General features: G+C 72.5%; 12 protein-coding genes. 7 read left to right on the forward strand and 5 right to left on the reverse strand.

Going from position 1 to position 14,970, the window contains the following annotated elements:
* Positions 1-41 precede the first annotated feature (41 nt).
* Both AB0I04_RS21790 and AB0I04_RS21795 read left to right on the forward strand, forming a co-directional pair.
* On the forward strand, positions 42-422 hold the full coding sequence (locus AB0I04_RS21790; protein WP_360887057.1) for a hypothetical protein: 381 nt from the start codon (positions 42-44) through the stop codon (positions 420-422).
* Positions 415-2,028, forward strand: a complete 1,614-nt coding sequence (locus AB0I04_RS21795; RefSeq protein ID WP_360887059.1) for a multicopper oxidase family protein — start codon at positions 415-417, stop codon at positions 2,026-2,028. Before AB0I04_RS21790 ends, AB0I04_RS21795 begins: the two co-directional genes overlap by 8 nt.
* Before the next feature lie 75 nt (positions 2,029-2,103).
* Here AB0I04_RS21795 and AB0I04_RS21800 read toward each other — a convergent pair whose 3' ends face one another.
* Positions 2,104-2,970, reverse strand: a complete 867-nt coding sequence (locus tag AB0I04_RS21800; protein WP_360887061.1) for an NAD(P)H-binding protein — start codon at positions 2,968-2,970, stop codon at positions 2,104-2,106.
* 95 nt (positions 2,971-3,065) lie between these two features.
* Here AB0I04_RS21800 and AB0I04_RS21805 point away from each other — a divergent pair, with 95 nt between their 5' ends.
* Both AB0I04_RS21805 and AB0I04_RS21810 read left to right on the forward strand, forming a co-directional pair.
* Complete coding sequence (locus AB0I04_RS21805) at positions 3,066-3,653, forward strand: TetR/AcrR family transcriptional regulator (RefSeq protein ID WP_360887063.1); 588 nt, start codon at positions 3,066-3,068, stop codon at positions 3,651-3,653.
* Between the two features lie 510 nt (positions 3,654-4,163).
* Positions 4,164-7,271: a BTAD domain-containing putative transcriptional regulator gene (locus AB0I04_RS21810; RefSeq protein WP_360887065.1), complete on the forward strand. Its 3,108-nt coding sequence runs from the start codon at positions 4,164-4,166 to the stop codon at positions 7,269-7,271.
* Here AB0I04_RS21810 and AB0I04_RS21815 read toward each other — a convergent pair.
* From AB0I04_RS21815 to AB0I04_RS21825, 3 genes are all read right to left on the reverse strand, one after another.
* Positions 7,250-8,689: an FAD-dependent oxidoreductase gene (locus AB0I04_RS21815; RefSeq protein ID WP_360887067.1), complete on the reverse strand. Its 1,440-nt coding sequence runs from the start codon at positions 8,687-8,689 to the stop codon at positions 7,250-7,252. The genes AB0I04_RS21810 and AB0I04_RS21815 overlap by 22 nt on opposite strands.
* 179 nt (positions 8,690-8,868) lie before the next feature.
* Positions 8,869-9,213: a hypothetical protein gene (locus AB0I04_RS21820; protein WP_360887069.1), complete on the reverse strand. Its 345-nt coding sequence runs from the start codon at positions 9,211-9,213 to the stop codon at positions 8,869-8,871.
* Positions 9,214-9,442: 229 nt separating this feature from the next.
* The gene (locus AB0I04_RS21825) at positions 9,443-9,607 is read right to left on the reverse strand and encodes a hypothetical protein (RefSeq protein ID WP_360887071.1); all 165 of its coding nucleotides are present in this window, start codon (positions 9,605-9,607) and stop codon (positions 9,443-9,445) included.
* Between the two features lie 102 nt (positions 9,608-9,709).
* Here AB0I04_RS21825 and AB0I04_RS21830 point away from each other — a divergent pair, with 102 nt between their 5' ends.
* From AB0I04_RS21830 to AB0I04_RS21840, 3 genes are all read left to right on the forward strand, one after another.
* Entirely contained in the window at positions 9,710-10,297 is a 588-nt protein-coding gene (locus AB0I04_RS21830; RefSeq protein WP_360887073.1) for a TetR/AcrR family transcriptional regulator, read from the forward strand.
* A 217-nt stretch (positions 10,298-10,514) separates the two neighbouring features.
* Positions 10,515-11,657, forward strand: a complete 1,143-nt coding sequence (gene hutI / locus AB0I04_RS21835) for an imidazolonepropionase (protein WP_360887075.1) — start codon at positions 10,515-10,517, stop codon at positions 11,655-11,657.
* Positions 11,658-12,178: 521 nt separating this feature from the next.
* The gene (locus AB0I04_RS21840) at positions 12,179-14,188 is read left to right on the forward strand and encodes a zinc ribbon domain-containing protein (protein ID WP_360887077.1); all 2,010 of its coding nucleotides are present in this window, start codon (positions 12,179-12,181) and stop codon (positions 14,186-14,188) included.
* A gap of 76 nt (positions 14,189-14,264) precedes the next feature.
* Here the strand turns inward: AB0I04_RS21840 and AB0I04_RS21845 are convergent, their stop codons facing one another.
* The gene (locus AB0I04_RS21845) at positions 14,265-14,957 is read right to left on the reverse strand and encodes a hypothetical protein (protein WP_360887457.1); all 693 of its coding nucleotides are present in this window, start codon (positions 14,955-14,957) and stop codon (positions 14,265-14,267) included.
* Between the last annotated feature and the right edge of the window lie 13 nt (positions 14,958-14,970).

The following is a 14,970-nucleotide window of genomic DNA, read 5'->3' on the forward strand; positions in this document are numbered from 1 at the left end:
CGTCCGGAGGCGAATCAAGAACGGAGTGGGGAGGACGCCTCATGGTCACCGGATGGGTGATGCGGGCCCTCGTCAGCGCGCACGTGGTCGCGATCTTCGGCCAGCCCGTGTTCGCCGGCGTATATCTGAGCGGTGACTTCGACGGCCTGCGCTGGCACGCGGTCGGCGCGAACGTCGTCACCTCCATCGGCTATCTGCAACTGATCGCGGCGATCGTGGTCTGGGTCCGGTCGCGTCAGGCCTGGCCGTTCCTCGCCACGCTGGCCCTGGTGGCGGCCGAGACGGTGCAGTACTTCGCCGGGATGGACGGGGCGCTGTGGCTGCACCTTCCGCTGGGCGTGCTGACCATCGCCGGGCTCGTCGTGCTGTTCATCGCCGTCTGGCGGCGGCCGGTCTCGCTTGAGGAGGCCGACGTTGCGTGAGCCGATGGTGAACAGGCGCCAGGTGCTGGGCATCGGCGGGGCGCTCGGGCTGATGGCGGCCACCGGACTGTCGACCGCGGCCGCGCTGTCCCGCCGGCCGTCGGCCACCGGCGCCGAGTTGCGCAGCGCGGTGCCGCTGCCGCCCGCGTTCCAGGTGCCGTTGCCGCTTCCGTCCGTGCTGAAGCCGGTCGGCACCTCGGGCGGCGTCGATCGGTACGAGATCACTCAGCGCGAGGCGGCCCTGGAGATCCTGCCCGGCGTCAGGACGCCGATGTGGACGTACAACGGCACCTTCCCGGGTCCGACGATCGAGGCGCGCCGCGGCCGGCCGATCACCGTGACGCACCGCAACGAACTGCCCGTGCCGACCGTCGTGCACCTGCACGGTGGACGGAACACGCCGCGCTCGGACGGATACCCGACCGACCTCGTCCTGCCCGATGGCTGGCCGGACCCCACCCACACGATGCACGGGATGAGCGACATGCCCGGGATGCGCGGCATGCACGGGATGGACGATCCGCGGGCGGTGGTGAGCCGGCTGACGCGGGACTACGCGTTCCCGATGGACCAGCGGCCGACACTGCTCTGGTACCACGACCACCGGATGGACTTCACCGCCCCCGCGATCTGGCGGGGACTCGCCGGGCTGCAGATCGTGCGCGACGACGCCGAGGACTCGCTCGGCCTGCCCGCCGGGCGACGCGAGCTGCCGCTCATGATCGCGGACCGTGCGTTCGCCGCCGACGGCAGCCTCGACTACCCCGCCCTCGACCCCACCCTGCGGGAGCGGCCGGGCGTCCGCGAGGCCTACCTCGCCGGAGTGCTCGGCGACGTGATCCTCGTCAACGGCGCCCCGTGGCCCGTGCACGAGGTCGACGCGGCCCGGTACCGGCTGCGCATCCTGAACGCCTCCAACGCCCGGCACTACGAGCTCGAAGCGGTCACCGACGACGGGCGCCGGCTCGATCTCGTCCAGGTCGGCGCCGACCAGGGACTGCTCGCGGCGCCGGTCACCCACCGGTCCCTGCCGATCGCGCCGGCCGAACGCTACGACGTGGTCATCGACTTCTCCGGCGTCCCTGTCGGCAGCCGTGTCAGGATCGTCAACCGGCTCGGCTCCGGCCGTACCCGCGACGTGATGGCCTTCCGGGTCGCGCGCAAGGCCGCCGACGACAGCCGCATCCCGCGCGCCCTCTCGAACGAGCTGCCGGCCTGGCGCCGGTCGGACGCCGCGCGGGTACGCGACTTCTCCTTCCGCGCCGGGCGGATGCACGGCGGTCACGGATGGCTGATCGGCGGGAAGCCGTTCGACCCCGCCCGCTCCGATGTCACCACCCGTCTCGGCGACGTCGAAGTGTGGCGGCTGGTCGCCGACGCCCACCACCCCGTCCACCTGCACCTGGTCGGCTTCCGGGTGCTCTCACGCGGCGGGAGGCGGCCGCTGCCGCACGACGTGGGCCTCAAGGACACCGTCTCGCTGCGGCCTGGCGAATCGGCGGAGATCATCACCCGCTTCGACGGCTACCGTGGCCGCTACCTCTTCCATTGCCACAACGCCGAACACGAGGACATGGGGATGATGGCCAACCTCGAGATCATCTGACCCGCTTGGCCTCCCGAGCCGGCGTACACCGTTGCCGACGAGGAGACTTCCGGCTCGTGACGTCCCGGAGGCGCGTCAGGGGAGCGGCGTCTGCCGGACCGCGTCGAGGGAGGAGATCGCCGGCCTGCGCAGCAGGTCCGCCAGGTCGGGACTGGGCGTGCCGGCCCATCCGGAGCGGAAGGCGCCGTAGTAGGCGATCAGCATGTCGATCACCGCCGGCGGCCATCCGGCCGCCGTCCACTGGGCGCGGCACTCCTCGTCCGAGGTCGGGCGGTAGCGGATCTCCCGGCCGGCCAGCGTGCCCGCGAGGGACGCCAGGTCATGCCAGCTGATCGCGTCCGGGCCGGTCAGCTCATAGGTCCGGCCGTCGTGGCCCGCCTCGATGAGGACGTTGGCGGTCGCCTCGCCGAGGTCCGTGTCGGCCGCCGGCGTGGCGCGGGCATCGCCGGCCGGGGCGGTGAGGGTGCCGGTGTCCATCGACGACCGGACGTCGCGTGCGAGAGACGCGGACATGCCGTACGTCGTGCGCAGGATGGTCCACCCGGTGCCGGACGTCGCGACGAGTTTCTCCGCTGCGGCGAAGTCACGGACGAAGTCGAGCGGACAGCGGTCCAGGTCCTGCCAGCTCGTGAACACGATGCGGTCGGCGCCCGCCGTCACCGCGGCGTCGATGGTGGCCGCGTGCTGCCGGGCCCGGGTCTCGGACGCGGTGCCGTAGTTGGTGGCGTTGATCAGGACCGTGGTGGCTCCGGCGAAGGCGTCTCGGAGCGTGTCGGGCCGGTCGAAGTCGCCGTGGCGTACGCGGACGCCCTGGTCGGAGAGCCGGGTCGCCAGAGCGGGGTCGCGAACGCTGACGGCCAGCTCACCGGCCGGCATCCGGGTCAGAAGATGGTCGATGACGAGGCGGCCGAGGGGCCCGTTCGCTCCGGTTACAACGATCACGAGATCTCCCATGGGGATCGACTAAAGTGGGGCGTGCGCCCCGCTTAGGAATATACGGGGCGCTCGCCCCGTTTACAACGCATCCTGAGGGAGCCATGCCGGACGACACGTCAGCCGACGCACGAAAGCGCAGGTCGCCGCGTGCGGACGCGCTCCGGAACAGACAGCGGGTCCTGTCCGCCGCCCGCGAGGCCTTCGCCGTCGAGGGGCCGTCGGTCAGCCTCGACGACATCGCCCGCCGTGCGGGAGTGGGCGCCGGTACGGTGCACCGTCATTTTCCGACCAAGGACGAACTGCTCAAGGCGGTCATCGTCGACCGGCTGGAGGAGCTGACGACGGCCGCACGAGGGTTCGCCGACGCCGCCGATCCGGGGCGGGCGTTCTTCGCCTTCCTGCGGCAACTGGCCGCCGAATCGCGGCACAACCTCGCCGTCTCGACGGCGCTGACCGACCCGTCGGACATCGGTGACGTCCTCGAGGTCGGCCAAGGCCTGCAGGAGGCCGTGACGGTCCTCCTCTCCCGCGCGCAGGCGGCCGGGGCCGTACGGCCGGACATCGACGCGGACGGGCTCCACGCGATCATCGCGGGGGTGCTCACCATGGAGCAGCGTCTTCCGTCCGGTTCTGAGGGGCTGGGCCTGACGGTGGTCGTCGACGGCCTGCGGGCGGCGAATGGCCGCTGATCGCGCGCGGGGGCGGCGAGTCGACGAAGCTCGGTGGCTGCCCGTATTTCCCCTGCCGGCCGGAGTCCGGCACGGGTCCGGGCTCGTCTGACGCTCGACAAGCGGGGCGTGCGCCCCGTATCTTCCTAAGCGGGGCATGCGCCCCGGCCGGGACGCAGATCCAGGAGTTCACCGGCATCGACCAGGTCACCATCCACGAGACCGCCGACCCCGAGGTCGTCGTCACCGAATATCGGCTGCACGGCCGTGTGCTCACCACTGACGCCCGGTTCGCCACCGGCATCGTGATGATCGCCAGAGTCCGGGACGGCCTGATCACCCGGATCCGTACCTACGCCCACGAGAAGGCCGAACCGGCCGCCGCCTGACCGTACGGCGCGCTCTTTCAGCCGCACCGCACGCGTTCGCGGCAACCTTTCGGGCGTGGCGGGCGACTCGCCGTCCGACGTGACCTACCGCTGACGGACGCCGAGGACGCGGCGGACACCGGGGACCTATGCTCGTCCCGCCATGCGTATCCGGATACTGGGGCCGCTGCAGGTGCGGGGCGGGGACGGTCGGCCGGTCGAGGTCGGCGGTGCGCGGCTGCGCCTGCTGCTGATCCGGCTCGCGCTCGATCCCGGCCGTCTGGTCACGGCCGAGCGGCTCATCGACGACCTGTGGGACGGCGAGCCGCCCGCCGATCCGGCCGGCGCCCTGCAGAGTCTCGTCGCCCGGCTGCGCCGCGCGCTCGGCGAGGACCGGGGGCTGATCGCCTCCCACCCTGCCGGTTACCGCCTGGACCTGCCGCCGGACGCGGTCGACGCCGAGGCGTTCGAGCGGGCGGCGGCCGAGGCGCACGCAGCGCTGTCGGCGGGCGAGCCGGCCCGCGCGGTCGCGGTCCTGGACGAGGCGCTCGCCCTGTGGCGGGGAACGCCCCTGGCGGACGCGGCCGGTGCGCCCTTCGCCGTCGCGCCGGCGGTGCGGCTGGAAGAGCTGCGGCTGTCCATGGTCGAGGACCGGATCGACGCCGCGCTCGCCGCGGGGGCGCCGGTGCCGGTCGCGGAGGTCGAGGAATCGGCCGCCGCCCATCCCACCCGGGAACGCCTGCAGGCCCGGCTCATGCGGGTCCTGTGCGCGGCCGGTCGCCGGGCCGACGCCCTGGAGGCGTACGAGCGGGCGCGGCACGCGCTCGCGGACGGGCTGGGCGTCGATCCCGGACCGGAGTTGCGGGCCGCCCATCTGGCGGCATTGCGGGAGCAGGCCGCGGCCCGGCCCGGCGCGCTGCCCGCTCGGTCGACGCGGTTCATCGGCCGCGATCGCGAACTCGCCGAGGTCCGCGCCGCGCTGGAGGACGCCAGGCTCGTCACTCTCACGGGGTTCGGCGGCACCGGCAAGACGCGGCTGGCGGTCGAGGTCGCGGACGGGTGGCCGGAGCCGGTCCGGCTGGTCGAGCTCGGAGCGGTCACCGCGCCCGGTGGAGTGGCGCCGGCCGTGCTGGCCGCGGTGGACGACGGCGAGACCGGCGCCTTCGCGCCCGCGGATCCCCTGGGCCGGCTGGTGGCGGCGCTCGCGGGTCGCCGCCTCCTGCTCCTCCTCGACAACTGTGAGCACATCGTCGACCCCGCGGCGGAGCTGGCCGAACGCCTGCTGGCCACCGCACCGGAGGTCCGGATCCTCGCCACCAGCCGGGAGCCCCTGGCGATCGCGGGGGAGTCGCTGTTCCCGGTGGCACCGCTCGGCCTGCCGGAACCCGGCGCCGACCCCCGCGAAGCCCCGGCGGTGAGTCTCTTCGCGGATCGGGCGGCGGCGGTCCGGCCCGGCTTCGCCGTGACGGACGACGTCGTCCGGGTCTGCCGCGAACTGGACGGCATCCCGCTCGCCATCGAGCTCGCCGCCGCCCGGCTGCGGTCGCTGACCGCCGACCAGCTCGCCGAGCGGATCGGCGATCGCTTCCGCCTCCTCGACCACGGCCGGCGGTCGGCGGTGTCCCGGCACCGAACGCTCCGGGCGGTCGTCGACTGGAGCTGGGACCTGCTCGACGAGGCCGAACAGGCGCTGCTGCGCCGGATGTCGGTGTTCGTGGGCGGCGCGGACGCCGAGGCCGTACGCCGGGTGTGCGCGCCCGGCGGCGACGTGGTCGAGGCACTGGCCGGGCTGGTGGACAAGTCCCTGGTCATCGGGGTCGCCGACGGCTCGGGAGCGCGGTACCGGCTGCTGGAGACGGTCCGGGAGTACGCCGCCGGCCGGCTGGAGGACGCAGGGGAGACGGCGGCGGTGACGCGCGCGCACGGCGCGTACTTCCTGGAACTGGCGGAGACGGCGGAGCCGCTGCTGCGCGGCCGCGACCAGCTCACCTGGCTGGCACGGCTCGACGCCGATCAGGGCAACCTGGACGCCGCGCTCGGCCGGGCGGTGGCGTCCGGGCGGGCGGAGATCTCGCTGCGGATGGCCGTCGCACGGGTCTGGCCGTGGATCGTGCGGGGCGGGTGGCGTCAGGTCGGCGAGTGGGCGTCCAGGGTCCTCGACGCGGTTGGACCCGAACCACCGCCGGGCTGCGAGACGGCCCACGCCATCTGCGTGCTGATCGCCTCGTCGGACGGCACGCCGTTCGGCGTCCGGCGGGTCACCCCCGAGCTGGACCAGGCCCTGCGGGTCATCGGGCGAAGCGACCATCCGGCGGCGTTCGCGGCCTGGGCGCTCGCGGGCGTCGGAGAGGCGCGGAACCCGGGCGCCCTGGTCGAGCGCTTCGGCGGGCACGCCGACCCGTGGCTGCGGGCGATGACCCGGCTCGTCGAGGGGATCGTGGCGTTCGAGTGGACCGCGGGCGGCGCGGCACGGGCCGAGGCGCACGTGCGGACGGCGCTGGACCTGTTCGACGAGGTGGGCGACCGGTGGGGACAGGCGTTCTGCCTGTACGAGCTGGCCCTGATCCTGGCGAACCGCGGATCCTGGACGGACGCCGCGTCGGCGCTGGAACGGGCGCGGGCGCGCGCCGCCGAGATCGGCGCGGTCGAGGAGATCCCCGCGCCCATGATGCTGCTCGTCCAGCTGGGGCAGGCGCGGGCCCGGGCCGGCGATCACACCGGTGCCCAGGCCGATCTGGAGCGGGCACTCGCGGCCGCCGACCGCGGCGGGGACGCGCTCGGGCGGGCGCGGGTCCGCGGCGCGCTGGGCGAACTCGCGCTGCTCGGCGGCGACCTCGACGCGGCCGTCCGGTGGCTACGGGACGCCCTCGCGATCGCCCCGGAGCGGGCCCCCACCCAGTTCGTCGCCCTGCTGCGCGGCGTCCTGGCCCGCGCCGAGACGGCCCGGGGCGACTCCGGCGCCGCCCGCACCCTGCACGCCGAGGCGCTCGGTCTGATGGCGGGGACCGGGGACGACGTGGCGCGCGCGACCGCCGTGGAGCACGCCGCCGCGTGGTGCCTCGACCAGGGGGACGCCGAGCGCGCCGCCACCGCCCTGAGCGCGGCCCGTACGCTCCGGGGCATCGACGAGACGGACGACCCCTGGGTCCGGGAGCTCGTGGGCCGGTGCGAGGCCGCGCTGGGAGAGGAGCGCCTCCGCGCCGCGTGGGAGCGCGGCCGTGTCCTCTCCCGGCCCGAGGACCTGCTGCTTCAGACGATGGACCGCAGGTAGGCGTCCGGGTCCGCGTCGTAGGACCCGATGTACCCGTCGGGCCGGATCACCACGATCCCGCCGGCCCCGTACGCCGCGCGGACGTGCCCTTCGGTGTCGACGAGGTCGCCTTCCTCGCCCACCGTGTAGGCGCGGACCGCCGGCCCGTACGCCGCGTCGATCCGGGCGACGGTCTCCGCGTGGTCGGCGCCGAAGCCCAGCACCGTGACGTGCGGGCCCCGGAACACGTCGAACAGCCGGACCGGTCGTCCGTCGGCGCTGCGGCACGGCGCGTCCGGGGCGCGTTCGCCGGCCTTTCCGCCGCCGACGGACAGGGGGCTGTCGGGGTACCCGATGCCGAGCTGCCGCGTCTCCTCACCGCGCCGGAACGCGTCCGCCTGGCCCTGCGCCGCCTTGCGGTACAGCTTCGTGCTGATGCCGAGCACCCCGGCGGCGACCGGCAGACGCTCCTCCTCGTACGTGTCCAGCAATGTGCCGCCGCCCCGGGCGAGCTTCCATCCGAGGTTGTAGGCGTCCTGGACACCGGTGTTGAGTCCCTGCCCGCCCGCCGGCGAGTGCACGTGGGCGGCGTCGCCGGCGAGGAACGCCCGGCCGGCGCGGAAGCGCTCCGCCATCCGGATGTTGACCCGGTAGACAGACGTCCAGCCGATGTCCGTGAGCCGTACGTCGGCGACCGCGCTGACGATCTTCTGGAACGTCTCCAGGGACAGGTCCGGTGTCTCCTCCTCGCCGATCGGAGCGGTCAGCTGGAAGACGTCGGTGCCGGGCAGCGGGCACAGCCCGACGGTCAGCTTCTGGGTGGCCGTGTCCCCCCAGGTGTGCCAGTGGTCCCGGTCCAGGTCGCCGGTGCGGACGTCGGCGATCAGCATCCGCTCCGCCTCGTGCGTCTCCCCGTCGAACCGGACACCCAGCCGTTTGCGGACGAGGCTGCGCCCGCCGTCCGCGCCGACGAGGTACGCGGCGCGTACCCGGCGGCCGCGGTCGACCTCGACGGTGACACCCTCGTCGTCCTGCTCGAAGCCGGTGACCTCGGCGCGTTCCACTCGTCCGCCGAGTTCGGCGAGCCGGTCCCGGAGGATCTCCTCGGTGCGCCACTGCGGCACCATCCACACGTTGGGATAGGGCACGTCCGGGGTCGGTTCGGCCGGTTCGTGCATGCGGCCCTGCCAGACCACTGACCCGTTCCGATAGGCGTTGATCGGCGGGTAGGGCGCGCCGGACGCCAGCACGGCGTCGACCACGCCGAGGTCGTCGAACACCTCGAGCGTGCGGGGCTGCAGCCCCTTTCCGCGCGATCCGCTCCGCGGCTCCCGCTCGACGATCCGGAAGTCGACGCCACGACGGGCGAGGTCACAGGCAAGGGTCAGGCCGGTCGGGCCGGCTCCGGCGATGAGGACGTGGGTCTCTGTCTCGTTCATGCCGCCGACGATGGACCCGGCCGCTGTCATCCCACCGGCATCCCGCTGTCAGCCCGCCGACGGCGGGTCGTTCGGGCGGCCCTGACGGCCGTCGCCGGAGAGCGCGGAGGGCCCGGCGGTCCATGGCCGAACGGCCGGAGGGGCGCGGTGCACGGTCGCGCCGCGCCCCTCCGGAACGGTCAGTAGCGGCCGCCGTCCTTGATGGAGACGATCGAAGCGGTCTGGAACCTCTTGTGGCCCTTGCCGTTTGCCTTGACCTTCGCCAGGTAGTTCTTGGTGGTCCAGCCCAGGCTGTACTTGATCTTCAGCTCGTGGCGCGTCTTGCAACGGTTGTGCCAGTACACCGTCACTGACGTGTTGCCGTCGCCCCAGGACCACGCGAAGCAGCCGGCGACCCCTTTGTGGGTCTTCGCGGAGGCCGGAACGGCACCGACACCGACGCCGAGACTCGCCGTCGCGACGGTGGCGGCGGCGATGACGGCCACGCGAGTGCGCAGGCCGCCCTTACGAGAAGGTGAGGACACGAAACTCTCCTGTTCTGCGATTCGTCACATTGCTGAAGGGTCTCCGTGCCGTGGCGGTCCGGCGCCGTGGCTGAAGTACAAGATCGAGATCTCGGTTCGGGAGCCTACAGGTGAAGATCGCGTATCGAGACGTTTTCTCAACTTCTGTGCGATCAGCGGGAGACACCGCCTGTGACGCCCGTGTCGCCGGTGCCCGCGCGCCGGACGTCGCGGTCGTCGCCGTGAACCGTCAGTAGCGGCCGCCGTCCTTGATGGAGACGATCGAAGCGGTCTGGAACCTCTTGTGGCCCTTGCCGTTTGCCTTGACCTTCGCCAGGTAGTTCTTGGTGGTCCAGCCCAGGCTGTACTTGATCTTCAGCTCGTGGCGCGTCTTGCAACGGTTGTGCCAGTACACCGTCACCGAGGTGTTGCCGCGTTGCCCGGAGTGACGCGTGCCGGTGCGGCCGCATCCCGTACGGAGGCGTATAGGGGCTGGTCGCTGCGGTAGTCTGCGGCCGTGGCGAAGGATCAGGGCAAAGGCGCCGGCCGGCGGCTGACGGCGCGGGACTGGGTGGATGAGGCGCTGATCGCCCTGGGTGAGGGCGGTCTGGCCTCCGTGGCCGTCGAACCCCTCGCGAAGCGGCTCAAGACCACCAAGGGCAGCTTCTACTGGCACTTCGCCAACAGGGAGGCGTTGATCGACGCCGTGTTGCAGCGCTGGGAGGAGCTCAACACCGAAGGCGTCATCACGGCGGTGAACGACGAACCGGATCCGGAACGGCGGCTGCGGAACCTGTTCAAGGCGGTCCCCGCGGCGACCGACGGGGATCCGATCGAGGTCGTCCTGGTGGGCAGTGTCCGGCACCCCCAGGTCGCCGCCGCACTGCGGCGGGTCACCGAGCGCCGTATCGACTACGTGACCCAGATCCTCGCCGAGCTCGGTTTCCCGGCCGACGAGGCGCGCCGCCGCGCCGTGCTGATCTACACCAGCCACCTGGGCCAGACCCACCTGATGCACGCCGCGCCGGACGTGCTCCCGGCCGGCAGAGACGACCGCAAGCGCTATCTGGAGACGGTGCTCGAGGTCCTGCTGCACCGCGACTGATCCCTGCCCGGTGCCGGCACGGGGCGCGTCTCGGATGTCAGACGGCTCCGCTCGGCCGGCCGCGTCGGAGGTGTCGCCCGGATGCCATGCTGGCCGCATGAGCGAGCGGAGCGCGCGCCGATGAAGGCGTGACCCGTCCTCACGCGGCCACCCGGCCGTGACGAGGGCGGGCGAGGCCCGCTGGCCACTGCGATCAGCCGTCGACGGGGAGGCCTCTGTGAGCATTCTGATCACGAACATCGGGGAGCTGGCCGGGGCCGACGAAGAGCGGTGGCTGATCCCGGACGCCGCGCTGGTCGTTGACGGCGATCGGATCGCGTGGGCCGGGCCCGCCGCCGAGGCGCCGGCCGCCGACGAGGAGTACGACGCGGGCGGCCGGGCGGTGCTTCCCGGATTCGTCGACTCGCACGCGCACCTGGTGTTCGCGGGAGAACGCGCGGAGGAGTTCGCCGCGCGGATGAGCGGCCGGCCGTACGCCGCCGGGGGCATCCGCACGACCGTCGCGAAGACCCGCGCCGCCTCCGACCAGGAACTCGGCGCCAACGTACGGCGGCTGGTCGCGGAGATGGCCCGGCAGGGCACCACCACGGTGGAGTGCAAGTCCGGTTACGGGCTGACCGTCGCCGACGAGGAGCGCGCGGTACGGATCGCCGCCGGGCTGGTCGACGAGGTCACCTACCTGGGCGCACACGTCGTCCCGGCCGGAGCCGACCCGGACGAGTACGTCCGGCTGGTCGCGGGGGAGATGCTGCGGGCCTGTGCGCCGTACGCGCGGTGGATCGACGTGTTCTGCGAACGCGGGGCGTTCGACGCCGACCAGACCCGGGAGATCCTGGCCGCGGGCCGGGCCGCCGGGCTGATCCCGCGCCTGCACGCCAACCAGCTCGGCCACGGTCCGGGCGTCCAGATCGCGGTGGAGTACGGCGCCGCGTCCGCCGACCACTGCACGTTCCTGTCCGACGCGGACGTGGCCGCGCTCGCGGACTCGGAGACGGTGGCGACCCTGCTGCCCGGCGTGGAGTTCTCCACCCGGCAGCCCTATCCGGACGCCCGCCGTCTCATCGACGCGGGGGTGAGCGTGGCGCTCGCGACCGACTGCAATCCGGGCTCCTGCTACACCTCCAGCATGGCGTTCTGCATCGCCGTGGCGGTCCGGGAGATGCGGATGACGCCGGAGGAGGCGGTACGGGCGGCCACCGAGGGCGGCGCGCGGGCGCTGCGCCGGACCGACGTGGGGCATCTGCGGCCGGGCGCGCGGGCCGACGTTCTGCTGCTCGACGCCCCGTCGCACATCCACCTGGCATACCGGCCCGGTGTTCCGCAGGTGGCAAAGGTGTGGCGGTCTGGACTGCCGGTATGACGAAACAGAAACGACTTGTGCCGATTATGGTCGCGGCCTGCACCCGCCAGGTCGCGTGCTCGTGCGTGGCGAGTTCGGGGAGGGGAGTCTCCGCCCCCGTGCGCAGCAAAGAGGTGACGGCGAGCAGGCTCGCCCAGACGCTGCCGTCGCGGACCGTCCGAATCACGAGCCTGCTCGCCGTCATCGGTCTCCCTGCCTTCATGGCCCGAGCCATGGTTCCTGGAACCATAAGTGGATCATCAGCGGCAGATCGTGACACTGCGCGAGCTGTGGCACAGCAGGCTCAGGCTCACAGGTTTCCTTAGGGATCCGTGATGTTTCGTAGCGGTCGCTAGAAGGCGTCGAGTTGCTGTGGCTGCTCACGGTCGCGAAAGCGGGGTGCGCCCGATGACGCTTCGCCGGTGGGCGGTCGACGCCCTGACGGGCTGGCCTCGCTCGGATTTTCGAATCACTGAGCGGATTACGGGTACGGGCCGCTACTGTGCGTACATGCTTGGTCGCTCGTCATCCAGTCGTGTCGCATGAGCCGTAAGCTTGCGCTGGCTGAGGGTCAGGTGGCCCGGACGGCGACCGCCCGGGTGCTGCTGCGTGGCGGGGTGGACGAGCGGACCGGTGAGGCGCTGACGGCGCGGGTGGTGGCTGAGCGGGTGGGCTGGTGCGCGGACCTGGTCGCTGGGATGGTCGCCGGTCTGCTTGCAGGGCACTGGAATGCCGAGGATATGGCGGGGCTGGCGGCCGGGGTGGATGATGCGGGCCGTGTCTTGCCGTCGAATGCGTGGATGGCGTTGCGCCGCCTGGGCTGGGCCGTGACCGTGCCTGAGGGGGTGCGGGTCAATGACCGGATCGTGCGGATGGCTCAAGAGCAGACCGGGCGGATCCTGCGTGGTGTGCAGCACCGCGCTCAGATGGTCGGCGGGATCCTGGCGGCCTGGCCCGTCGACCCGGCCAAGCGTACGCCGACCGAGTGGGACGCCGTCCGTGAGGCGATCCCCGACGGCCGCGCCCTGTCCAGCAGTGTGATCAAAGCACGCACACGGCAGATCACCGCGTTCGCCGCCAGGCATGGGCGGCTTCCGGTTGATGTGTTCGACCTGGAGCAGGCGCCGCGCGTGGCGCGGATGCTGGTGCTGGCCGCGGTGGACCGCCAGCAGGCCACCCTGGAACGCGGCGACGACGCCCCAGCGAGGGTCCTGCTGCGGCTGCAGTTGCCCACCCGTCTGGATCCGCGCTCGTACGCCGACTGGTCTTGGGTGGCGTGCCCGCTCACGCTGCCGTCCACCGTCCCGCCTGATGCGGTGCTGCACCTGCCCACGCTGCGCCCGCAGGGCTGGAAAGTGCACGCGGATCTGTCGTTCTCCCATCCCGTCCCCAAGTCCGAACGGAAGGGTCACACGACGGCGCTGGGGGTGGACTGGGGCTTGACCACCCTGCTCAGCGCGGGGCCGTGTCGTTTGCGTCCCGATGGCACCATTACCGCGTTGGGGGCCGGGGCGATGTTCCGGGCTGGTGGGGTGATGGCCCGCCAGCATCGGCTGCGCCGCCACGGCGAACACCTGCACGCTAAAACCGATACCTACGAACGTCTCATCGGCGACCTGGAGGGGCACCACCTGGCCGCGAAGTACGCCGTCCTGAAGGACGAACGTCGGCATGTGGCCGATCGCCGGGCGGGGCTGAATGACGCGTTGGCCTGGTCGGCGGCGCGGTGGGCGGTGGATCAGGCGATCGCTGCGGGTGCGAGTGTGATTTATGTGGAGGATCTGCGGTCGATGGAGGCCAAGGGCATGGGCCGCACCCTCAACACCCGCCTGTCCCAAGCGGTGCGGGGGCAGATTGTCGGCAACATGCGGCACCTGGCCGCCGAGACCGGTATCGCCGTGGTCACCGTCCCGCCGAAGAACACCTCCAGGCACTGCCCGCAGTGTCTGGTCCCGTTGCGGCACTGCAAGGCCCCCGACTGGCCTGCCACACCCGGGTGGAAGTGGGCGATCTGCCCCGACCCGCAGTGTGGCTGGCAGGGCGATCGCGACCAGGGCGCATGGCGGCGTATCGCCGCCCGCGGCCTCACCCACCAGCACACCACCACCGTTGACCGCGGCACCGGCCAGATGACCATCGGCCGCATCGTCGACAACCTCGAAGCGGTCGCGGTCATCACCGCGACCGCCGCTCCCTCAGCCAGTGGGGGTGACCGGTCCAAGACCGGGCCGACCCCGCGCCGAACCTCACGCCCCGTGCCCAGGCGACGCGGGGCACCCTCCACCCCCGGCCCTCAAAGGCCGGCGGGTCAGCGTCCGGAGGGACACGCTCACACGGACCCCAGACTGCCTCGCGCGGCCTGCCGGTACCAGGGCGTGCGCACACCTGTGCATACGATCAGCTCAACCACCCCCACCACCCGCCGGGACCGGACACGGCACCGGCCGCGAGGGGCGGCACTGGGCGCAGGCTTCCACCTGCACGCCCACGCCACCCCACCACGATGGGCAGATCCCCCAGTCACAACACTCGATGTGACCACGGATCCCTAAGCTGATCAGAGACGCTGCTGTTGGCCTCGCCGGGGTGGACTCCATGCCCTGCATGTCGAGGAGCGTCATCGTCAGTTCACCTCCCTGTCGTGTTCGTGTCTCCGACACCCGCGAGGGTCCTCGCGGGTTGCTCTGGTGCCGCCAGGAACGGCAGGTGGACCGGCCGGTCGTGCATCGCCGCGCCGAGCGCGAGCAGGACGCCGGCGGTCCCGGTGCCCAGGTCCATCGAGAGCCGGAGCAGGTTCTCGCCGGGGAAGGCCAGGCCGCCCTCGTACGAGACGGCGTGCCAGGCCAGGTCGCGGACGTGCGCGGCCGCCTGCGGATCGCCCTGCCGGGCGAGGTGCAGCAGCATCCCGGCGCGTCCGCTGAACAGCCCGGACTGGGCGTAGTAGACCGACCGCGCGGCGCGCCGGATCCCTTCGCGGGCCTCGGCGAACCGGTCGTCCGTACGGTGCGCGAGGTAGTCGTCGATGACCTTCGCCGCGGCGTCCAGGTGACCGAGGTGGGCCAGCGTGAACGCCGCCCCGTACAGGCCGAGCCCGGTGCCGGACGGCGGGTTCGTGGCGTGCTCGATCAGCCAGTCCTCGTGGTCGACCGCGCAGCCGGTGACATCGAGGGCGTACAGGATGCCCGCCGCGCCGTACGCCAGGCCGAGCGCGCCGCTGCCGAACTGCTGGATGTCGCCGGGGAAGAGCCGGTCGTCGCGGTCCGGCGTGGCGCTGGCCATGATCGCCGTGCTCAGCGCCGAACGCGCCTGCTCCCAGCCCACCGGATCGGCCGTG

Origin of the sequence: Actinoallomurus sp. NPDC050550 (assembly GCF_040655075.1) — a bacterium.
GTDB lineage: Bacteria > Actinomycetota > Actinomycetes > Streptosporangiales > Streptosporangiaceae > Actinoallomurus.

Bases quoted from the DNA above. Each gene is read 5' to 3' on its own strand.
- AB0I04_RS21790 (WP_360887057.1), top strand. From the start codon at position 42: ATGGTCACCGGATGGGTGATGCGGGCCCTCGTCAGCGCGCACGTGGTC.
- AB0I04_RS21805 (WP_360887063.1), top strand. From the start codon at position 3,066: ATGCCGGACGACACGTCAGCCGACGCACGAAAGCGCAGGTCGCCGCGT.
- AB0I04_RS21810 (WP_360887065.1), top strand. From the start codon at position 4,164: ATGCGTATCCGGATACTGGGGCCGCTGCAGGTGCGGGGCGGGGACGGT.
- AB0I04_RS21815 (WP_360887067.1), bottom strand. From the start codon at position 8,689: ATGAACGAGACAGAGACCCACGTCCTCATCGCCGGAGCCGGCCCGACC.
- AB0I04_RS21840 (WP_360887077.1), top strand. From the start codon at position 12,179: ATGAGCCGTAAGCTTGCGCTGGCTGAGGGTCAGGTGGCCCGGACGGCG.